This is a genomic window from Teichococcus aestuarii, from assembly GCF_003116135.1.
Classification (GTDB): domain Bacteria; phylum Pseudomonadota; class Alphaproteobacteria; order Acetobacterales; family Acetobacteraceae; genus Pseudoroseomonas; species Pseudoroseomonas aestuarii.
Window position 1 is genome coordinate 73,439 of sequence record NZ_PDOA01000007.1, and the last position, 20,044, is coordinate 93,482.

Consider the following 20,044-nt stretch of genomic DNA (forward strand, 5'->3'; position numbering starts at 1 on the left):
CTGTTCATCGCAGGGCGGCCCGGACGCGGCCGGAGATGATCTCGGCCAGGAAGATGAGGGCGATGATGGAGAGCAGGATGGCGGCGACGAAGTCGTAGTCGAAGCGCTTGAACGCCGCGAACAGCGTGCCGCCGATGCCGCCCGCGCCGACGATGCCGACCAGGGTGGAGTTCCGCAGGTTGCTGTCGAGCTGGTAGAGGCAGAAGCCGATGAAGCGCGAGGCCACCTGCGGCAGCACCGCATAGGCCAGCACCTTCATCACGCCCGCGCCCGTGGCGCGGATCGCCTCCACCTGCTTCATCGAGATCTCCTCGATCGCCTCGGCGAAGAGCTTGGCGATGAAGCCGACCGAGGCCACCACCAGCGCCGCCGTGCCGGCCAGCGCGCCGAAGCCGATCGCCTTGACGAAGAGGATGGCGACGATGACGTAGTGCAGCGAGCGGCAGACGGCGATCACCGCGCGCACCGGCCCCGAGATCCACCAGGGCGAGAGGTTGCGCGCCGCCAGCACGCCGAGCGGCAGCGAGATGGCGATGCCGATGGCCGAGGCCAGCACCGCGATCTGCAGGCTTTCCAGCATGCCTTCCAGCAGCAGGCCCCAGCGCTCGAAATTGGGTGGCACCATGCGGGCGAGCAGCCGCCCGCCCTCGCCGAGGCCGTGCCCCAGCCGGTCCCAGCTAAGGCCCAGGCGCGAGCTGGCCCAGATGGCGTAGGCGACGATCGCCAGCAGCGCCAGCCGCATCGGCCAGTTGGGCGCGAAGGCGACGCGCCGCGCCGCCTCCGGCGAGGGATGCGTGGCGCTCACAGCCAATCCTCGCCGCCATAGATGGCCTGCAGGTGGTGGGTCTGCAGGGCCTCCGGCGGGCCGTCGAAGATCACGCTGCCGCCGGCCATGCCGACGATGCGGCGGGCGTAGCGCTTGGCGAGATCGACGTTGTGGATGTTGATGATGACCGGCACGTTCTCCGCCGCCGTCAGCTTCGCCAGCAGCTCCAGCACCTCGACCGCGGTGCGCGGGTCGAGCGAGGAGGTGGGCTCGTCGGCGAGCAGGATCTCGGGGCGCTGCATCAGCGCGCGGGCGATGCCGACGCGCTGGCGCTGGCCGCCCGAGAGCGCGTCGGCGCGGCGGGTGGCGTGCTCAGGCAGGCCCACCGCGTCCAGCAGCATGAAGGCGCGCTGGATGTCGGCCTCCGGGTACTTGCGCAGCCAGGCGCGCCAGAACGGCACGTAGCCGAGCCTTCCGCTCAGCACGTTCTCCATCACCGTCAGGCGCTCCACCAGGTTGTATTCCTGGAACACCATGCCGATGCGCCGCCGCGCCAGCCGCAGGTCCCTGCCGCGCAGCCCGGTCAGCTCGGTGCCGCGCAGGCGGATCTCGCCCCGCGTCGGCTCGACCAGCCGGTTGATGCAGCGCAGCAGGGTGGACTTGCCGGTGCCGGAGGGGCCGATGATGGCGGTGATCCCCTCGGCCGCGACCGCGAGGTCGATGCCCTTCAGCACCGGCTTGCCGGCGGTGTACTCCTTGAACAGGCCCCGGATCTCCAGGGCATGCTCGAGGCGGGTTGCCGGCGGCGGCGCGGCGGTCAGCGTGGCGGACATGGCGTTGGCTTTCCGGCGCTCAGCGTGCCGCGGGGGCGGCACCCGTGGGCGCGACATGGGTGGGGGCGGCGGGCTGCTGCTGGGCGCGCTTGCGGGCCTCGGCCTCCAGCTCCTTGCGGGCCTCGGCGTCGAAGGCGGCGCGGTTGTAGGGCGCGTTCACGGCATCGGCCACGGCGCGCACCGGGGCCCACTGCTCGGCATAGGTGGCGGGCCAGAAGCGGTCATTGCCGCCGAGGTCCTTGGCCATCTGCTCGGGGAAGCGGTAGTCGAGGAAGCACTGGCGGATCTTCTGGGAGAGTTCCGGCTTCAGGTCGTGCGCCACGGCGAAGCCGCTGGTGGGGAAGGGCTCGCTCTCCCACAGGATGCGGAAGTTCTCGCGCTTCACCTGGCCGCGCGCCACCATGCGGGTCCAGACGTCGGAGGCCACGGGCGCCGCATCGTAGTCGCCGGCGTTGACGCCCATCACGCTGCGGTCATGCCCGCCGGAATAGACCACCTGGTAATCGGTCTCCGGCGTCAGGCCGAGGCCGGGGAAGAAGGCGCGCGGCGCCAGGTTGCCCGAGTTGGAGGTGGCGGAGGTGTGCGCCACGCGCTTGCCCTTGAGGTCGGCCAGCGTCCTGTAGGGGCTGTCCGCCTTCACCAGCATGACGACCTTGTAGCTCTCGAAGCCATCCGCGTTGCCCTTCACGGCGAAGGGCACGGCGCCGGCGAGGTTCACCGCGAAGGCGGTGGGGCCGGTGGAGAAGCCCGCCACATGCAGCCGGCCGGAGCGCATCGCCTCCACCTGGGCGGCGTTCGAGGTCACCTGGAAGTACACGGCGCGCTTTCCGGTGCACTTGCCGAGGTATTCCAGGAAGGGGCGGAACTGGCTGGAATAGAGCGCCGGGTCCTCCACGGGGGTGTAGGTGAAGACGATGGTGGAGGGGTCGCGCAGCTTCGAGGCGTCGGCCGGGGTGTCGGCCACCATGTCGCGGTTGGCGTCGCAATAGCCTTCGTCGAGCGAACCGCGGAAGGCGCAGGCGCCGTCCTGCGCCAGGGCGGGCGCCGCGCCGGGCAGGGCCCAGAGGGTGAGGGCGAGCGCGGTGCTCGCCAGGATCGTGTTCTTCATGCGGCCGTTTCCTCTCGCATCGCGCCACGCGCCTGGAGCAGCGCGTCGGCGAATTCGGCAAAGCCCGCGCCGCCCTCGGCACGGGTGATGTAGGCCGGCGGCGTCGCCATGCCGGCCAGGAAGGGGGCGACATTCGCCACCCCCACGGAGAAAGGCACAGCGCCGAAGAGCGGCGCGTCATTGCCGCTGTCGCCCACGAAGGCCACGCTGTCGCGCAGCGCGGCGAAGGGGCGGAAGCGGGCGGCGAACAGCGCCTCGATGCCCGCGCGCTTGTCCCAGCCGCCGATCCAGGCATTGACGTGGATGGAGGAGACCTTGGCCTCGGCGCCGCCGTCCAGGAACACCTGCGCGATGCGCCGCGCGGCGCCGAGGTCGAGCGGCCCGGCATCCTCGCAGAAATCCACCGCCACATCGAAGAGGCGGAAGGGCTGGTCGGCGGCGATGGCGGCGCCCGGCACGGCGGCCATGGCCGCATCGGCCAGCGCCATCAGCCGCGCGCGGTTGGCCAGGCGCTCCGCCTCGGTCTGGGCCTGCCAGCGGAGCATCCGCCGCGCCTGGCGGTCCAGCGCGTACCACAGCGCGCCATTCTCCCCCACCACCGCGGCCACCGGCCAATGCCGGGCGATGGCGTCGCACCACCCGGCCGGGCGGCCGGTGACGGGGATGACGGCGATGCCGGCGGCGTCCAGCGCCTGCAACGCCGAATAGGCCTCGGCCGGCAGGCGGCCATCGGTGGTCAGGGTGTCGTCGATGTCGGTCAGCACGTAGCGCAGCCCCGCCAGCCCTGTGGCGGGGGCGTCGCTGAGCGGCCGGGGAGGGGCGGATTCTTGTGTCATATATATGACACAACTGCCACGCTTCAATGTGGCAGGTCAAACAGGTTTTTCAGGATTCCACGGCGATTGTGAGGCGAGTCCCACATCGCCCCAGCGCCGCCTCCAGCGCCGCCGGGGGCGGGGCCTCCGTGACCACGTCGGTCAGGCTCTCCAGCGGTGCCAGCACTTCCAGGAAGGCGCGGCCGAACTTGGAAGAGTCCACAAGCAGCAGCCGCCGCTCCGCCCGCTCCAGCATGGCGCGCTTGACCCAGGCGGCGCGGCTCTCCGCTTCGCACGGCCCTTCCTCGGTGAGGCCGGAGGCGCCGATCACCGCCATGTCCACGTTGAAGCGCCGCAGGAAGGCATGGGTCTCGGCGCCGTAGAGGCCGCGCTCCACCACGCTCAGCTCCCCCGGCGCCACCAGCACGCGCAGCGCCTCGGAGGTGCCGGCGGCCAGCGCCGCGTCCAGGCTGTTGGTCAGCAGCGTGGCGCGCACGCCGCGCGCGGCGAGGGCGCGGGCGAAATGGGTGGTGGTGCTGCCGGCATCCAGCATCACCACCGCGCCCTCCTCCACCAGCGCCGCCGCCTCCCGCCCGATGCGCGAGCGCTCGGCCACCAGCACGCGCTCGCGCTCGCCGAGGCCCGGCTGCACAGCGGGGTGCGAGGCGGAGGCGCCGCCATAGGTGCGGCGCACCATGCCCCGGGCGGAAAGCTCCTCCACATCGCGCCGCACCGTCTCGGCGGAGACGTTGAAGCCATCCGCCAGCGTGCTGATGCGGACGGTGGGGTCGGTCGCGAGCGCCTCGAGAATCGCCGCGTGACGGGCGGCTTTCCCGAGCGCATCCTTGCTGCGTCTGGCCATGCCCCCACCCTGCCACAGCGCTGCGCGCCCGCAAGAGTGGCGCGCCGGGGCGCGGTTTGCCTGCCGGTGCTTCTCGGGTAAAGGAATCCGCACCGTACCGGAGGGAATTCCCGCATGCCGCTCGATCACACCGCCAAGGGTGTCTACCCGATCGCTCCCACCCCGTTCCATGCCGATGGCCAGGTGGACTACGCCTCGATCGACCGCATGACGGATTTCTACCGCTCGGTCGGCAGCACCGGCATGACGGTGCTGGGCGTGATGGGCGAGGCGCCGAAGCTCGACGGCGCCGAGGCGCTGGAGATCGCCCGCCGCTTCATCCGCCGCGCCGAGGGGCTGCCGGTGATCGTCGGCGTCTCCGCCCCCGGCTTCGCGGCGATGCGCGCCCTGGCCCGCAACGCGATGGAGGCCGGCGCCGCCGGCGTGATGATCGCGCCGCCCAACACGCTGCGCACGGACGACCAGATCACCACCTACTACCGCCAGGCCTCCGAGGCGATCGGCGAGGACGTGCCCTTCGTCATCCAGGACTTCCCGCAGACCTTCTCCGTGGTGATGACCAACGCCGTCATCCGCCGCATCGTGCAGGAGAACGCGGCCTGCGTGATGCTGAAGCACGAGGACTGGCCGGGCCTGGAGAAGATCTCCGCCCTGCGCGGCTTCCAGGCGGATGGCTCGATGCGCCCCATCTCCATCCTCTGCGGCAATGGCGGGCTGTTCCTCGACTTCGAGGTGGAGCGCGGCGCCGATGGCGCGATGACCGGCTACGCCTTCCCCGACATGCTGTGCGACGTGGTGCGGCTGCAGGCCGAGGGCCAGCGCGACGCGGCGCACGACCTGTTCGACGCCCACCTGCCGCTGCTGCGCTACGAGCAGCAGCAGGGCCCGACGGGGCTGGCCGTGCGCAAGTACGTCATGGCGCGGCGCGGCATCATCGCCTCCGACGCGCAGCGCAAGCCGGGCGCCAGCCTCACCGCCAAGGCCAAGGCCGAGGTGGAGTACCTGCTCGCCCGCGTGGCGCGCCACGACCCGCGCGCGGGCGCGCTGGGCTGAGCGGCGAGGGGGCCGTCCGATGAAGGTTTTCCTGACCCACACCGAGACGGCCTTCGCCAACTACTATGGCGAGCGCCCGCTGGCGGCGCTGCGCCGCCACGCCGAGGTGGTGCGCAACCCCACCGGCCGCGTGCTGCAGGGCGCCGCCCTGGCCGAGGCCGCGGCCGGCTGCCACGCCATCGTGGCCGACCGCGCCACGCCGGGCCTGGCCGAGACCTTCGCCGCCGCGCCCGATCTCGTGGCCTTCCTGCGCTGCGCGGTCGACATCAGCACCATCGACGTCGCCGCCGCCTCGGCGGCCGGGGTGCTGGTGACGCGGGCCACGCCGGGCTTCACCGATTCCGTGGCTGAGCTGGGCCTCGGGCTGATGATCGACCTGGCGCGCGGCGTCTCCACCGCCGTGCGGGCGGCGCGGGCCGGGCAGGCCATGGTGCCGGCCATGGGCACGCAGCTGCGCGGCGCCACGCTGGGGCTGGTGGGCTATGGCCGCATCGCGCAGCGGCTGGGGGCGCTGGCCCGGGCCTGCGGCATGCGGGTGCTGGCCAACGACCCCCATCCGCCGGCCACGGAGGATGTGACCTTCCTGGACCTGCCGGCGCTGCTGGCCGAGGCCGATTTCGTCGTCTGCCTCGCCCCCGCCACGCCGGAGACCCGCGACCTGATGGACGAGGCCGCCTTCGCGCGGATGCGGCGCGGTGCCTTCTTCATCAACCTGGCGCGCGGCGAGCTGGTGGACGAGGCCGCCCTGGCGGCGGCGCTGGAGCGCGGCCACCTCGGCGGTGCCGCGCTCGATGTCGGCCGCGCGCCGGACCAGATGCCGAGCCCCGCCCTGGCCCACCGGCCGGATGTGGTGGCCACCCCGCATATCGGCGGCCTGACGCGCGCGGCCACCGAGCACCAGGCGATGGACACGGTGCGGCAGGTGGCCGCCCTCGCCGCCGGCACCCTGCCCGAAGGCGCTGTGAACGCCGCCGAGGCGCGCCGCCTCAGCCGAAGCGGGCGATAGCCGCCTCGCTGGGGCTGAAGGCGGTCGGCGGCATGCTGTCGTCGCGCAGCACCCGCTCCGCCGGCAGGCTGATGCGGCAGGTCAGGACGTTGCCGGCTGTGCCCAGCTCGACCCCGCCGCCCAACTGCCGGCGGATGGTGCTTTCCACCAGCCGCAGCCCGAAGCCGGGCAGGGGCGGCCCGGCCAGGGCCGGTCCGCCATGCTCCGCCCAGAGCAGGGTCAGCCGGCCCTCCCGCACGAACCAGGACAGTTCCACCCGCCCGCCCTCGTGCGAGAGGGCGCCGTGCCGGGCGGCATTGCTGGCCAGCTCGTGCAGCACCATCGCCAGGGGCTGCACGCTGTGCGCCGCGAGCGTCAGTGGCGGCCCCTGCCGCAGGACGCGCTTCCCCGCCTGGTAGGCGGCCAGGGTTTCGTGCAGCAGGGCATGCCACTCGCCGCCGCTCCAGCGCTCCCGCGCCAGCAGGGTGTGCGCCTTGGCCAGGGCACCGACCCGGCCGCGCACCGCCTCGGCGAAGTCGGCCGGGTCGTCGGCCCGGCTCATGCGCAGCAGCGACTGCACCACGGTCAGCACGTTGCGCGCGCGGTGGTCCACCTCGCTCACCAACACCTGCTCGCGCTCGATCGCCTTCTGCGCGGCGGTGATGTCCATCACCACGCCGCTGAGCCGGGCCGGGCGGCCGTCGGCCTCGCGCTCCACCACCGCGCCCTGGCTGCGCAGCCAGCGCACCGTGCCTTCCGGGCGGAGGATGCGGAACTTCACGTCGTAGAGGTCGGGGCCATCCGGCGCCAGCGCGGCGGCGATGGTCGCGCGCAGGCGGGGCCGATCCTCGGGATGGGTTGCCGCCAGCAGCGCCGCGTGGTCCCCGAGGCTGCCGGGCGGGCGGCCATAGAGCGCCTCCCGCCCCGGGGAGCCGGTGAGGGTGTCGCCCGCCGCCTCCCATTCCCATGTGGCGATCCGGCCCGCCTTCAGGGCGCGCGCCAGCCGCGCCTCGCTCTCGGCCAGGGCGGCGGTCCGGCGTTGCAGCGCCTGGCTGGCCTCGGCCAGGGCGGCCCCCACATCGTTCAGCTCCCGCACCGGCAGGTTCGGCAGCCGCACCGCGCGGCCCTGGCCCAGCGCCTTCGCCGCCTCCGCCAGGGCCCGCACCGGCCGGGCGATCCGCCGGGCGAAGAGCAGCGCCAGCAGGACCGCCACCAGCGCCAGGAGCAGGAAGGCCGCACCCATGAAGGTCCTGGAGGGATAGAGGGCGTCCTCCACCAGCCGCACCGGGGCCAGCACGCCCACCCGCCAGCCGAACAGCTCGGAAACGGCATAGCCCACCAGCACCCGCTCGCCGGTCAGGCTGCGGGTCTGCCAGAGGGTGGTCTGCTCATCCGCCAGCACCAGCGCGGCGTCGATCCGCTGGCCCTGGAACTCCTCCTGCCGTTCCGTGCGCGCCATCAGCCGCCCGTCCCTGTCGACCGCCACGGCGATCCAGCCCGGTGGCAGCCGGGCCTGCAGCAACTGCCGGCGCAGCCAGTCCGGGCTCATGTCAAGGCTCAGCGCCCGAAGCAGCCGGCCCCCCCGCGACACCGGCACGACCAGCCGCAGCGGCGCGCCTTCATCGGCCCGCACCTCCAGGAAGCCGGGCAGTGTTGGCCTGTCCCCGTCCGCCGCAGCCGTGCCGCGCGGGTCGGCGAAGTGGCCGGCCGGGTCGAGCAGGGTGACGCTGCCGTCCAGCAGGGTCTCGATGGCGCGCGCCTGGCGGGCGAATCCCTCCAGCATGGATGGCTCCGGCACGGCCTCGTCCAGTTCCGGCGAGGCGGCGAGCGCCTGCAGCGCGGCAATGCGGCTCGCCAGATCCCGCTCCAGCACGATGGTGATGGCCCGGGCGCGGTCATGCGCGGCGCGCCACAGGCGCTCCCGCTCGGCCTCGAACAGGCCGTGCAGCATCAACCCGGAGAGCAACACGACCGGCACCAGCAGCACGAAGCACAGCAGGAACAGATAGAAGGCGAGGGAGCGCCTGGGGCGGCGCCCGACGGCGCCCGGTGCTGGCCGCCCCCGGCCCGGTCCTAGGGATGGATCGGGCAAGGGCATCTCCGGCAAAGCCGGGCCGGGCGATTCGCCCACCCGCTCCGCCTTGCATGGCGGCTACCCTGTGCTTCCACCCGGCCCCCTTTCTGGAAGGTCTGGTGCCGCTCAGCCTCTGCCCGGCGACACGGTCAGTGTGATCGTACTCGCTTTGCCACGCAGTCTCGACATCCGAATGCTATAAATCCGCGAGACAATTTTCAACCTGGGCGTTCCTGCCCCGGTGCTTCTTTCCTCAATGGCCGGTTTCCGAGCGGCCGGCGGCGATCGCCGCGCGCATCCGCGCCACGGCGCCCGGCAGCCCCTCGAACACCGCGGCGCCGATCAGGAAGTGGCCGATGCTCACCTCCTCCACCTGCGGGATGGCGGCGATGCCGACCACGCTTTCATAGTCCAGCCCATGCCCGGCATGGCAGGCGAGGCCGAGGCCGGCGGCGTGCCCGGCGGCGGCGCGCAGCCGGGCGAGGAGCGGGCCGCGCGCCCCGGGCGCGGTGTCGGCATAGGTGCCGGTGTGCAGCTCGATCGCCTGCGCGCCGAGCGCGGCCACCGCGTCGATCTGCGCCGGGTCGGGCTCCACGAAGAGCGAGACCTCGATGCCGGCGCCCGCGAGCCGGTGCACCGCCTCGGCCAGGGAAGGGCCGGCGCGCAGCACGTCGAGCCCGCCCTCGGTGGTCAGCTCGGCGCGCTTCTCCGGCACCAGGCAGCAGGCGGCGGGGGCGAGGGAGAGGGCGATGCCCACCATCTCCTCGGTGGCCGCCATCTCGAAGTTCAGCCGCAGCCCCGGCTCGGCCGCCATGCGGCGGGCATCCTCGTCACGGATGTGGCGCCGGTCCTCGCGCAGATGGATGGTGATGCCGTCCGCCCCGGCGGCAAGGCAGGCGCGCGCCGCCTCCACCGGGCAGGGGAAGCGGCCGCCCCGCGCGTTGCGCAGCGTGGCGACGTGGTCGACATTGACCGAAAGGCGCAGCGGCTTCACGGACACTCTCTCCTCTGGCGATGCGCGGCGAGCTCTGCGGCCAGCCGCAGCGCGGCGATCAGGCTGCCGGGATCGGCCCGGTCCTGGCCGGCGATGTCGAGCGCCGTGCCGTGGTCCGGGCTGGTGCGGACCACCGACAGGCCGAGGGTGACGTTCACCCCGCCATGCATGTCGAGCGTCTTCACCGGGATCAGCGCCTGGTCGTGATACATGCCGAGCGCCGCGTCGTAGCCGGCGCGGGCCTGGGGGGTGAACAGCGTGTCGGCCGGGTAGGGGCCGCGCGCGTCGATACCCCAGGCGCGCAGCGCGGCCACGGCGGGGGCGACGATGTCGCGGTCCTCCGTGCCCATGGTGCCGTCCTCGCCGGCATGGGGGTTCAGCCCGGCCAGCGCCAGACGCGGCGCGGCGATGCCGAAATCCTGGCGCAGCCCGGCCGCCGTGGCGCGGCCGATGGCGACGATCCTCTCCACCGTCAGGCTCTCGATGGCGCTGCGCAGCGACTGGTGGATGGTGACCGGCACGGCGCGCAGCCCGGCGGCGGTCAGCAGCATCACCGGCGGGCCGTCTCCCGGCGCCAGGGCGGCGAGGAACTCGGTGTGGCCGGGGTGGCGGAAGCCGGCGGCGGTGAGCACGGATTTCTGGATCGGGTTGGTCACCACCCCGCCCACGCGCCCTTCGAGGGCCAGCGCCACGGCCCGCTCGATGGCGGCGATGACGGGGGGCGCGTTGCGCGCATCCGGCCGGCCGGGCCGCACGGGGGCGGCCAGCGGCAGCGGCAGCACCGGCAGGGCCTCCCGGAACAGGCCAGCAGCCTCCGCCGGCTCCGTCACCGTGCGGGTGGGGATGCCGGGCAGCAGCGCCACGTCGCCCAGGAACAGGAAGGCCGGGCCGCTCTCCCGCAGCGCCGCCCAGGCGCGCGCCGCGATCTCGCCGCCGATCCCGGCGGGTTCGCCCATCGTCAGGGCCAGGGGCGGCGGTAGGGTCATGGGAAGAGTCGGCATCCGGCGTGTGGTGGCAGCATGGGCCACCACGCGCCGGCAGGCGTCAAGGCCGGTGGTGTCAGCGCAGGCCCGCGAAGGTGTCGCAGGCGGCCAGCTCGCCACGCTCCAGCCCGGTGCGGAACCAGCGCACCCGGTCCTGCGAGGAGCCGTGGGTGAAGCTCTCGGGCTGCACCTGGCCCTGGGCACGGCGTTGCAGGCGGTCGTCGCCCACGGCGGCGGCGGCGTTCAGCCCTTCCTCCACGTCGCCCTTCTCCAGGATGGCGCGCGCCTGGTCGGCCTGCCTGGCCCAGAGCCCGGCGAAGCAATCGGCCTGCAGCTCCACCCGCACCTGGATGGCGTTGGCCTCCGTCTGCTCGCCCGCCTGCTGCTGCAGGGAGCGCGTCAGGTCGAGGATGCCGAGCTGCTGCTGCACATGGTGCCCCACCTCATGCGCCACGATGTAGGCGGCGGCGAAATCGCCATTGGCGCCGAGCTGGCGCTGCAGCTGTGCCATGAAGTCGAGGTCGATGTAGATGCGCTGGTCGTTCGGGCAGTAGAACGGGCCGACCTGGGACTGCGCCGCGCCGCAGCCGGACTGCACGGCGCCGTTGAACAGCACCAGCACCGGGTCCTGGTAGGGCCGGCCGAGCTGGCGGAACTGCGCCTTCCAGACCAGCTCCGTGTCGCCCAGCACCTGGGCGACGAAGCGGCGTTCCGCATCGCCGCCGGCGGTGGCCTCGCCGCCCGGGCCGGGGCGGGCCTGCTGGGTCTGCTGGGTCTGCTGCGTGGGCACGCCGCCCTCATCCATGAACAGCACGGAAGGGTCGATGCCCAGCGCCAGGCAGATCACCACCAGCACCACGCCGCCCAGCCCGCCGCCCACGGCGAGGCCCCGGCCGCCGCCCCGGCTGCCACCCTGGCCCCGCCGATCCTCGATATTCCGGCTTTCCGGACCATCCAGCCGCATTGTCGTTCATCCTTGTTCCGCCGGCGGCGCACCGGCCATTGGCAACGCGCGGCCATGGGCCCGGTTGCGTGAGCGGTCAAGGTGCGGTCAAGGGGCGGGGCTCGCGTGCTCCTCGGCGGCGGCGGCCAGCGGCAGGCCGCCGCGCGCGCAGGCCTCGCCCAGCAGCAGCAGGGCGGGGCCGTCCTCCACCCAGCCCTGCGCCTGCCGCGCCACCTCGGCGAAGCTGCCGCGCAGCACGCGCTGCCGCGACGTGCCGCCGCGCTCGATGAAGGCCGCCGGCTGCGAAGGGTCGCCCCCCGCCGCCACGATGCCCGCGAACAGCGCCGGCAGGGTGGTGACGCCCATATAGACCGCGACCGTCTGCCCCGGCTGGGCCAGGCTGGCAAAGTTCACATCCAGCCGGCCCTCCCGCGTGTGGCCGGTGACGAGGGTGAGGCTGCGGGCGGCGTCGCGGTGGGTGAGGGGAATGCCCGCCTGCGCGGCGCAGGCCAGCGCCGCGGTGATGCCGGGCACCACCTCGCAGACAAGGCCGGCGGCCTCCACCGCCTCCTTCTCCTCGCCGCCGCGGCCGAAGATGAAGGGGTCGCCGCCCTTCAGCCGCACGACCTTCATGCCCTCCCGCGCCAGGCGGACCAGCAGCGCGTTGATCTCCGCCTGCGGCACGCAGTGATGCGACCGCACCTTGCCGACATAGATGCGCCGCGCGTCGCGCCGCGCCATCTCCAGCACCTCCGCCGGCACCAGGCGGTCATGCACGATGACATCGGCCTCGCCCAGCAGGCGCAGCGCGCGCAGGGTGAGGAGGTCGGCGGCGCCCGGCCCGGCGCCGACCAGATGCACGCTGCCGGCCGGCGCCGCCTCGGCCGCATCCAGCGCGGCGGCGAAGGCGGCGCGCGCCTCGGCCTCGCGCCCGGCCTCGGCCAGTTGCGCGGCGGGGCCGGTCAGCGCGGCGTCGAGGAAGCGGCGGCGCGCAGCGAGGTCGGGCAGGCGGGCGCGCACGGCGCGCTGGAAGTGCCGCGCCAGCGCCGCCACCCGCCCGAGGCCCGGCGCCAGCACCGTCTCGATCCGCTGCCGCACCATGCGCACCAGCGCCGGCGCCGCGCCGCCCGAGCCGATGGCGATGGTGATCGGGTCGCGGTCCACGATGGCGGGGGTGATGAAGCCGCACAGCTCCGGCCGGTCCACCACGTTCACCGGGATGCCGCGGGCGCGGCAGGCTTCCGCCAGGGCGCGCAGATCCTCTTCCGGCGCGCCGGCGGCGCAGGCCAGCGCGATGCCTTCCAGCAGCGCGGGCGAGAAGCGGGCGGCATGGCGCGGGCGGGCGCCGGCGGCGGCGAGCAGCGCGGCCTTGGCCTCCAGCGCCTCGCCGGCGCCCAGCAGCAGCACGTCGCGGCCCTGGAGGTCCAGGAAGATGGGGAAGTGGCGCATGGTCGCCCGTCCTTACGCGGCCTGCACGCGGCGGGGCAACAGGCGGCGGCCCGCGCCCTTGCCTAGCCGGGGGAGGACAGGGTGCGCCGCACCGCATCCTTCCAGCCGGCATAGGCGGCCGCGCGCGCCCGGGCCGGCATGTCGGGCGTGAAGCGCCGCTCCAGCCGCCACCCCGCCGCGAAGCCCTCCGGCTCCGGGCAGAGGCCGGATTGCAGCCCGGCCAGATAGGCCGCGCCCAGCGCCGTGGTCTCCTGCACCGCGGGGCGGTCCACCGGCGCGTCGAGCACATCGGCCAGGAACTGCATCGTCCAGTCCGAGGCGGCGAGGCCGCCATCGACGCGCAGCACCGGGATCTCGCCCGGCGCCGTCTGGCTCGCGGCCCAGTCGGCGTGCATAGCCTCGATCAGGTCGCGCGTCTGGTAGCCGATGCTCTCCAGCGCGGCGCGGGCGAAATCGGCCGGGCCGGAATCGCGGGTGAGGCCGAAGACGGCGCCGCGCGCCTCCGCATCCCAGTGCGGCGCGCCGAGGCCGACGAAGGCGGGCACCATGTAGAGCCGCCGCGCGGCCTCCGAGCGCGCCGCCAGCTCCCCGCTCTCGGCGGCGGCGCGGATCAGCCCCAGCCCGTCGCGCAGCCATTGCACCGCCGCGCCGGCGACGAAGATCGCCCCCTCCAGCGCATAGGCCCGCCGCCCGTGGAACTGGTAGGCGATGGTGGTGAGCAGCCGGTGTCCGGAGCGCACCGGCTCGGCCCCCGTGTTGAGCAGCGCGAAGCAGCCGGTGCCGTAGGTGGATTTCACCATGCCCGGCGTGAAGCAGGCCTGGCCGATGGTGGCCGCCTGCTGGTCTCCGGCGATGCCGCGGATGGGGATGGCGGCGCCGAGCAGCCCCGGCTCGGTGTGGCCGAATTCCGTGGCGCAGTCCCGCACCTCGGGCAGCAGGGCGGCGGGCACGCGGAACAGGTCCAGCATCGCCGGGTCCCAGCGCCCGGCATGGATGTCGTAGAGCAGGGTGCGGGCGGCGTTGGTGGCGTCCGTGGCGTGCACCCTTCCGCCGGTGAGGCGCCAGAGCAGGAAGCTGTCCACCGTGCCGAAGGCCAGCCGCCCGGCCTCGGCGGCGGCGCGGGCGCCCTCCACATGGTCGAGCAGCCAGGCGATCTTGGTGGCGGAGAAATAGGGGTCGATCAGCAGGCCGGTGCTGGCGGCCACCGCCCCGGCATGGCCCCCGCGGCGGAGTTCGGCGCAGGCCCGCGCCGTGCGCCGGTCCTGCCAGACGATGGCGTTGTGGATGGGGCGGCCCGTTGCGCGGTCCCAGATCACCACCGTCTCGCGCTGGTTGGCGATGCCGAGGGCGGCGACGGCGCCCGCCGCCAGCCCGGCCTTCGCCAGCGCGCCGCGCAGGGTCGAGAGGGCGGTGCGCCAGAGGTCCTCCGCGTCGTGCTCCACCCAGCCGGGGGCGGGGTAGTGCTGCGGGAACTCCTCCTGCGCCACGGCCAGCGGCTCCAGCGCCGGCGGGCGGAACAGGATGGCGCGGGTCGAGGTGGTGCCCTGGTCCAGCGCCAGGATCGCGCCCTGCGTCGTCATGCGGTGTGGTGTCCTCCCGGGTGCTCCGGCGGCCACCATGTCGGCTTCCGGCGCGGCCGTCGAGCCGGGGCGGGAGGGGCGCGGCTCAGCCGGGCAGGCGCCAGCGGCCGAGCGGGCTGCTGTCGGCGCGCAGCACCGCCACCTCGCCGGAGGCGGGGAAGAGGCCTGTCAGCGCGGTGATGTTCACCTGGTGCGTCACCAGCAGGGCGGCGCCGCGCGGCGCGCGGTCGGCGATCCAGCGGCGCAGCGCGGCGGTGGCCTCCGGCTGCGCCGCGCTGTCCCGGAAGAAGGAATTCAGCGCCGGCAGCGCCTCCACCGGGCCGAGGCCGAGCAGGCGGGCCGTCTCCAGGCAGCGGCACCACTGGCTGGACCAGACCGGCAGCGCGCCGAGCCCCTGCGCGCGGAAGGCCGCGCCGATGCGCGCCGCCTCCTGCTGGCCGGCCTCGGAGAGGTTGCGCTGCGTGGCGCACTCCTCCAGCCGGAAGCCGGGCGGGTCGCCCACGCCAGGGGCCGTGGCGTGGCGCATCAGCGCCACATGGCCGCCCGCGCGCAGCGCCGCCCAGAGGTCGGGCGCCTCGGCGCGGGCCGTGGCGGAGAAGGCGAGGCCGGCCAGCAGGGCGCGGCGGCTCACCATCCGCGCGTGCCCGGCTCGCCCTTGAAGGGGCCGGTGACACGGCTGGTCACCCAGCCGCCATAGAAGCCGCCGGGCTGTGGCCGCGCCTGCTCCTCCCCCACCCAGCAGGAGTCGACGCGGCCGGCATAGAAGGCGAGGTGGCCGGCGATGGGCCGGAAGGCGGGCACCGGTTCCGGATAGCTCCAGGCCGCCTCGGGGGCGGTGTGGCCGTCCAGCGCCAGGGTCCAGTAGGCGGCGCGGCCCTTCCACTCGCACCAGGACTGGCCGGGGGCGGGCTGCAGCACGCCGGGGCGGATGTCGGCTGGCGGGAAGTAGTAGACGGGCGGGTGGCTGGTCTCCAGCACGCGCCACCCGGCGGTGGTCTCGGCGACCACCTGCCCGGCGAAGACCACGCGCAGCCGCTCCGGCACCGGCTCCAGCCGGGGCGGACGCGGATAGTCCCACACCGATTCCTGCCCCGGCCCCGGCTCGACGCGCTGCGGACGATCCATGGCCCTGTTCCCCTTGCCCTGCCTCTCCGCCGCATCTGGGGGCGGCGCGCGGCCTGACCAGGGGCAGGCCGGCGCGTCAGGGCGCCTGCACCAGCGCCACGCCGCCGCGCGCCACCACCCGGCCCCGCTTGACCACCAGCCGGCGCGGCGGGTGGGCCACCACCGCCTCGGCCAGCGTCTCCGCCTCCACCAGCACCACATCGCCGAAATCGCCGACGCGCAGGCCGTAATGCGGCAGGCGCATCACCGCCGCGCCGCCCTCGGTGCAGACGGAGAGCGCCATCTCCACCTCGTCGTCGCGCCGGAAGTTGTTGCGCAGGCCGAGCAGCATGGCGCGCTCCAGCATGTCGGCATTGCCGTAGGGGCCCCAGGTGTCGCGGATGCCGTCCGAGCCCGAGCAGACGCGGATGCCGCGCGCCCGCAGCCGCGCCACGGGCGGCACGGGGCGGCTGGCGGAGCCCGTGGTCATGATGCCGATGTCGAGCGCCGCGATCTGGTCGAGCAGCCCGTCCACCATGGCGGTGTCGGCATCGCCCAGGCAGAAGGCGTGGCTGACCACCACCTGCCCCTGCATGCCCAGCGCCAGGGTGCGCTCGAAGATCAGCTCCAGGCTGAAGGCGCCGAGCAGGCCGGGCTCGTGCAGGTGGATGTCCACCGGCTTGCCGAAGCGCTCGGCCAGGCCGAACACCGCGTCGAGATGCCCCTTCGGGTCGCGGTCGATGGCGCAGGGGTCGAGGCCGCCCACCACGTCGGCGCCCATGCGCATCCCGGCCTCCAGCAGCGCCAGCGTGCCCGGGCGCGCCAGCAGGCCGGATTGCGGGAAGGCGACGGTCTCGATGTCCATCGCCTCCCGGTAGGCGTCGCGCGTCGCCAGCACGCCTTCCAGCCCCTCCAGCCCCAGCTCGGTGTCGATATCGACATGGCTGCGGATATGGGTGGTGCCGTGGCGCAGCGACTGCACCACCTGCCGCGCCGATTGCCGCGCCGGGTCGATGCCCCATTCGCGCTTCAGCCGCCGCTCCGTGTCGATCTTGTCGATCAGCGCCGGGCCGGCCTGGTGCGGCCGCCAGCCCATGCCGAGCAGCGACTTGTCGAGATGGGTGTGCGCCTCGACCAGGCCGGGGATCAGCAGGGCGCCGCCGCCGGCCTCCACCGGCACGCCGGGCGGCGCCGTCACCTCCGGCCCGAGGCCGGCGATGCGGCCGCCCTGGATCAGCAGGGCGGCGGGGGTGCCGCCCATCGGGCGGATGTCGGTGATCAGCAGATCCTGGGTCATGGGGCCTTCCGGGGCTGGCGGCGGCGCCGCGCGGGGACAAAGGGGGTGCGGGGCGCGGCTAGCCGGCGGCGAGCCGCAGGAGCAGCAGCGGCGCCGCCAGGCCCAGCACCGCGAAGGTCAGCGCCATGCCGGCCTGGCGCAGGATCAGCGTCTCCGGCTCGCGCGAGATGCCGATGGCGTGCAGGACCCGGCCCGCCAGCGCCAGGCCGCCCAGCAGGTGCAGCAGGGCGGGCCCGCTGCCGGCGGCCTCCAGCAGCAGCAGGAGCAGCAGGGTCAGCGGCGCGTATTCGGTGAAGTTGCCCTGCGCCCGGCTGGCCCGCAGCAGCCGGACATCCTCGCCGAGCCCGAGCGCCACGCGCGCGGCCAGCCGCGCGCGGATCACCAGCAGGGAGAGCGCCAGCAGCAGCAGCCCGGAGAGGGCGGCGTAGAGGGAGGTGACGGGCAGCGCGGTCATGCGGCGGGCAGGCTCCGGCAGGGCCAGGACGGCGTCGGGGGTGGGGCCGCGGCCACGCCCTGGCGCGCCCGGCCCGGGCACGGTATGCGATTCCCGCAGGCCCTGCCAGGAGGGGGCGGAACCGCCCCGGCCCGCGCGCCCGCCCATCCCCTCCCGACCCTCCCCACCCAGCCCAGGGCCGCCGCATGACCGAGACGCGTGACTTCGACTTCGCCAGCCTCACCCCGCGCGAGCGCTACAAGCTGCTGATCGGCACCGTGGTGCCGCGCCCGATCGCCTGGGTGGTGACGGTGGACGGTGCCGGCCGGCCGAACGCCGCGCCCTATAGCTTCTTCAACTGCCTCTCGGCCGACCCGGCGATCGTGGCGCTCGGCATCGAGTTCCGCGCCGACGGCTCGCCCAAGGACACGGGGCGCAACATCCGCGAGACGGGCTGCTTCACCGTCCACATCGTCTCGGACGCGCTGCTGGAGGCGATGAATGTCTGCGCCGTGCCCTTCCCCCCGGGGGTGGACGAGCTGGAGCGCGCGGGCCTGGCGCTGCTGCCCGGCACGGCGGTGGCCAGCCCGCGCATCGCCGCCGCGCCGGCGGCGCTGGAATGCCGGCTGCACTCCTTCCTGGAGATCGGCGCCTCGCGCGAGATCGTGCTGGGCGAGGTGGTGCACGCCCATCTGCACGCCGGCATCGTCAACGACAGCCTGCATGTGGACCCGGCGGGGCTGGACGCGGTGGGCCGCATGGGCGGCCACGCCTATGCCCGCACGCGCGACCATTTCGACCTGCCCACCATGGACGCGGCCCGCTTCGAATCCGGCGACTGGCCCCGCCGCACCTGACAGAAAAAAGATGGGGGCGCGGGGGAATTCCTTCCCCCGCCCTTTTCACTTCTCTCTCGCTCGGATAGCCCCGGAGCCTTCGCCAGCAAGAGGAGCGACCTCCATGGATTTCACGCAGGAACTGGCCGGCCGGCGGGTGGTGGTGACGGGTGCCTGCGGCGTGGTGGGCCGCTGGATCGTGGATACCTTCGCCCGCGCCGGCGCGCGGCTCTGCCTGACGGACGCCGACGCCGCCGGGCTGGAGGCGCTGGCCGCCGCCACGCCGCTGGGCGAGGGCGGCTTCGCCCGCGCCGTGGACCTGACCGACGCCGCCGCCATCGAGGCGCTGGCCGCCGAGATCGGCGCGCGCTGGGGCGCGGCCGAGGTGCTGGTGAACAATGCCGGCGTCTATCCCAGCGGCTTCCTGCTCGACATCGACGCGGCGGAGTGGGACCGCATCATGGATGTCAACCTGCGCGCGCCCTTCGTGCTGACCCGCGCCCTGGCGCGGCAGATGGTGGGGCAGGGGGTGAAGGGCAGCATCATCAACATCTCCTCCGGCGCCTCGCGCAAGATGCGCCGCTCGGTGGTGCCCTACTGCGTCTCCAAGACGGCGCTGGACCGGCTGACCAAGGGCTTCGCCATCGAGCTGGCGGAATACGGCATCCGCGTGAACGCGCTGGAGCCCGGCTTTGCCCCCGGCAGCACCGCCAGCCCGCTGACGGCGGCGCATGTGGAGGCCACCGTGGCGGCCATTCCGCTCGGCCGCGGCAGCTCGCCCGAGGATGTCGGCAACGCGCTGGTCTACCTGGCCAGCAGCGCCTCCGCCTACATGACGGGCGGCACCATGACGGTGGATGGCGGCAACTCCATCGGCTCGCTCGCCGTGCACCAGGACAAGAAGTCGGCGCTGTGAGCGGGGCGGAGCGGGGCCCCTGGCCGGCCTACCAGTGGCCGGAGGGGAAGCGCAGTGCCTTCTGCCTCAGCGTCGATGTCGACGCGGACGCGCCCTATCTCTGGGCGCAGCGCCGGCCGGAGGATGCCCGCATGCTGGGCCAGCTGGAGCAGCGCCGCTTCGGCCTGCGGCAGGGCATCTGGCGCCTGCTCGACCTGCTGGACCGCTTCGGGGTGAAGGGCAGCTTCTTCGTCCCCGGCGTGGTGGCCGAGGCCAACCCGCACCTGCTGCCCGCCTTCCTGGAGCGCGGGCACGAGGTGGGGCTGCATGGCTGGTTCCACGAGATCGTGGCGCAGAGCAGCGATGCCGAGTTCACTGCGGCGCTGGAGGCCTCGCTCGGCCTGTTCCGCCGGCAGACGGGCGCCGCGCCGCGCGGCTTCCGCTCCCCCGCCTGGGAGATGACGCCGCACATGCTGGCCGAGCTGCGCCGCCACGGCCTCTATGACAGCTCGCTGATGGGCGCCGACCACCCCTACGAGATGGAGGGCGTGGTGGAGGTGCCGGTGCAGTGGGCGATCGACGACGCGGTGCACTTCAAGTTCTCCGCCCTGCCAACGGATCGCGGCCCGCCCATGGCGCCCGGCCCGGTGCTGGAGGGCTGGCTGGACGAATGGGCGGCGCTGCACCGGCTGGGCCAGATGATGACCGTGACGGTGCATGACTGGATCTCCGGCCGGGCGCAGCAGCTGGTGCTGCTGGAGCGGCTGCTGGCGCGCGTCACCGCGGAGCCGGAGGCCTGGGTGGCGACGGTGGGGGAGGTGGCGGCGCATCATGCCGCCTCGGCCAATGTCGGGCGCTTCGCCGTCGCGGCGGCGCTGCCGGAGCCGGTGGAGCCGCGCCGCCTCGGCCGCGGCTGAGCGCGGCCACCATGCGTGGGCGAGGCGAATGGCCTCGCTGGCAGGCCGGGGGGCGAAGCTGCTATCCTGGCCGCCGCGCCTTTCCTGTGCTTCCTCCTGGTCCTCCCGGCCCGCCGT

At 74.2% G+C, this 20,044-nt stretch carries 20 protein-coding genes; 5 read left to right on the forward strand and 15 right to left on the reverse strand.

Annotated elements, in window-relative coordinates; all coding sequences use genetic code 11:
- Positions 1 to 4: 4 nt before the first annotated feature.
- Genes phnE through CR165_RS12195 form a run of 5 tightly spaced genes read right to left on the reverse strand, consistent with a single transcriptional unit; the run spans position 5 to position 4,384 of the window.
- Positions 5 to 805 carry a phosphonate ABC transporter, permease protein PhnE gene (gene phnE / locus CR165_RS12175; RefSeq protein WP_109517266.1) on the reverse strand — a complete coding sequence of 267 codons (801 nt, stop codon included), beginning with the start codon at positions 803 to 805 and terminating at the stop codon, positions 5 to 7.
- Positions 802 to 1,599, reverse strand: coding sequence for a phosphonate ABC transporter ATP-binding protein (phnC, locus tag CR165_RS12180; protein ID WP_109517267.1), 798 nt, complete (start codon positions 1,597 to 1,599; stop codon positions 802 to 804). The genes phnE and phnC overlap by 4 nt, the downstream gene beginning before the upstream one ends.
- A 19-nt stretch (positions 1,600 to 1,618) precedes the next feature.
- Positions 1,619 to 2,707, reverse strand: coding sequence for a phosphate/phosphite/phosphonate ABC transporter substrate-binding protein (phnD, locus tag CR165_RS12185; RefSeq protein WP_109517268.1), 1,089 nt, complete (start codon positions 2,705 to 2,707; stop codon positions 1,619 to 1,621).
- Positions 2,704 to 3,543, reverse strand: a complete 840-nt coding sequence (locus CR165_RS12190) for an HAD family hydrolase (protein ID WP_181378133.1) — start codon at positions 3,541 to 3,543, stop codon at positions 2,704 to 2,706. Before CR165_RS12190 ends, phnD begins: the two co-directional genes overlap by 4 nt.
- Positions 3,544 to 3,592: 49 nt before the next feature.
- Positions 3,593 to 4,384: a DeoR/GlpR family DNA-binding transcription regulator gene (locus tag CR165_RS12195; protein ID WP_109517269.1), complete on the reverse strand. Its 792-nt coding sequence runs from the start codon at positions 4,382 to 4,384 to the stop codon at positions 3,593 to 3,595.
- 114 nt (positions 4,385 to 4,498) lie between these two features.
- Between CR165_RS12195 and CR165_RS12200 the strand changes: the two genes are divergently transcribed.
- Complete coding sequence (locus CR165_RS12200; protein ID WP_109517270.1) at positions 4,499 to 5,437, forward strand: dihydrodipicolinate synthase family protein; 939 nt, start codon at positions 4,499 to 4,501, stop codon at positions 5,435 to 5,437.
- A gap of 19 nt (positions 5,438 to 5,456) precedes the next feature.
- A complete protein-coding gene (locus CR165_RS12205) occupies positions 5,457 to 6,443 on the forward strand; it encodes an NAD(P)-dependent oxidoreductase (protein ID WP_109517271.1) in 987 nt (328 codons plus the stop codon).
- On the opposite strand, the gene CR165_RS12210 is transcribed toward CR165_RS12205, so the two are convergent.
- The 10 genes from CR165_RS12210 to CR165_RS12255 form a co-directional block, all read right to left on the reverse strand.
- On the reverse strand, positions 6,424 to 8,514 hold the full coding sequence (locus tag CR165_RS12210; RefSeq protein ID WP_181378134.1) for an HWE histidine kinase domain-containing protein: 2,091 nt from the start codon (positions 8,512 to 8,514) through the stop codon (positions 6,424 to 6,426). The genes CR165_RS12205 and CR165_RS12210 overlap by 20 nt on opposite strands.
- A 235-nt stretch (positions 8,515 to 8,749) precedes the next feature.
- Positions 8,750 to 9,490, reverse strand: a complete 741-nt coding sequence (locus CR165_RS12215) for a pyridoxine 5'-phosphate synthase (protein ID WP_456316317.1) — start codon at positions 9,488 to 9,490, stop codon at positions 8,750 to 8,752.
- The gene (gene pdxA / locus CR165_RS12220; RefSeq protein ID WP_109517273.1) at positions 9,487 to 10,476 is read right to left on the reverse strand and encodes a 4-hydroxythreonine-4-phosphate dehydrogenase PdxA; all 990 of its coding nucleotides are present in this window, start codon (positions 10,474 to 10,476) and stop codon (positions 9,487 to 9,489) included. Before pdxA ends, CR165_RS12215 begins: the two co-directional genes overlap by 4 nt.
- 73 nt (positions 10,477 to 10,549) lie before the next feature.
- Positions 10,550 to 11,437 carry a KPN_02809 family neutral zinc metallopeptidase gene (gene ypfJ / locus CR165_RS12225; protein WP_109517274.1) on the reverse strand — a complete coding sequence of 296 codons (888 nt, stop codon included), beginning with the start codon at positions 11,435 to 11,437 and terminating at the stop codon, positions 10,550 to 10,552.
- Positions 11,438 to 11,524: 87 nt separating this feature from the next.
- On the reverse strand, positions 11,525 to 12,865 hold the full coding sequence (cysG, locus tag CR165_RS12230) for a siroheme synthase CysG (RefSeq protein ID WP_109517275.1): 1,341 nt from the start codon (positions 12,863 to 12,865) through the stop codon (positions 11,525 to 11,527).
- A gap of 62 nt (positions 12,866 to 12,927) precedes the next feature.
- Positions 12,928 to 14,445: a glycerol kinase GlpK gene (gene glpK, locus CR165_RS12235; RefSeq protein WP_109517276.1), complete on the reverse strand. Its 1,518-nt coding sequence runs from the start codon at positions 14,443 to 14,445 to the stop codon at positions 12,928 to 12,930.
- A gap of 85 nt (positions 14,446 to 14,530) precedes the next feature.
- Positions 14,531 to 15,079 (reverse strand): histidine phosphatase family protein, encoded by a 549-nt coding sequence (locus CR165_RS12240; RefSeq protein WP_109517277.1) that lies wholly within the window; start codon positions 15,077 to 15,079, stop codon positions 14,531 to 14,533.
- Complete coding sequence (locus tag CR165_RS12245; RefSeq protein ID WP_109517278.1) at positions 15,073 to 15,570, reverse strand: DUF427 domain-containing protein; 498 nt, start codon at positions 15,568 to 15,570, stop codon at positions 15,073 to 15,075. Before CR165_RS12245 ends, CR165_RS12240 begins: the two co-directional genes overlap by 7 nt.
- A gap of 76 nt (positions 15,571 to 15,646) precedes the next feature.
- Entirely contained in the window at positions 15,647 to 16,846 is a 1,200-nt protein-coding gene (locus CR165_RS12250; RefSeq protein WP_109517279.1) for an amidohydrolase family protein, read from the reverse strand.
- A 58-nt stretch (positions 16,847 to 16,904) separates the two neighbouring features.
- Positions 16,905 to 17,381, reverse strand: a complete 477-nt coding sequence (locus CR165_RS12255) for an MAPEG family protein (protein ID WP_219929734.1) — start codon at positions 17,379 to 17,381, stop codon at positions 16,905 to 16,907.
- Positions 17,382 to 17,485: 104 nt separating this feature from the next.
- Between CR165_RS12255 and CR165_RS12260 the strand changes: the two genes are divergently transcribed.
- From CR165_RS12260 to CR165_RS12270, 3 genes are all read left to right on the forward strand, one after another.
- On the forward strand, positions 17,486 to 18,136 hold the full coding sequence (locus CR165_RS12260) for a flavin reductase family protein (RefSeq protein WP_109517280.1): 651 nt from the start codon (positions 17,486 to 17,488) through the stop codon (positions 18,134 to 18,136).
- A 103-nt stretch (positions 18,137 to 18,239) separates the two neighbouring features.
- Positions 18,240 to 19,031, forward strand: coding sequence for an SDR family NAD(P)-dependent oxidoreductase (locus CR165_RS12265; protein ID WP_109517281.1), 792 nt, complete (start codon positions 18,240 to 18,242; stop codon positions 19,029 to 19,031).
- A complete protein-coding gene (locus tag CR165_RS12270; RefSeq protein ID WP_109517282.1) occupies positions 19,028 to 19,927 on the forward strand; it encodes a polysaccharide deacetylase family protein in 900 nt (299 codons plus the stop codon). Before CR165_RS12265 ends, CR165_RS12270 begins: the two co-directional genes overlap by 4 nt.
- The last annotated feature ends 117 nt before the right edge of the window (positions 19,928 to 20,044 follow it).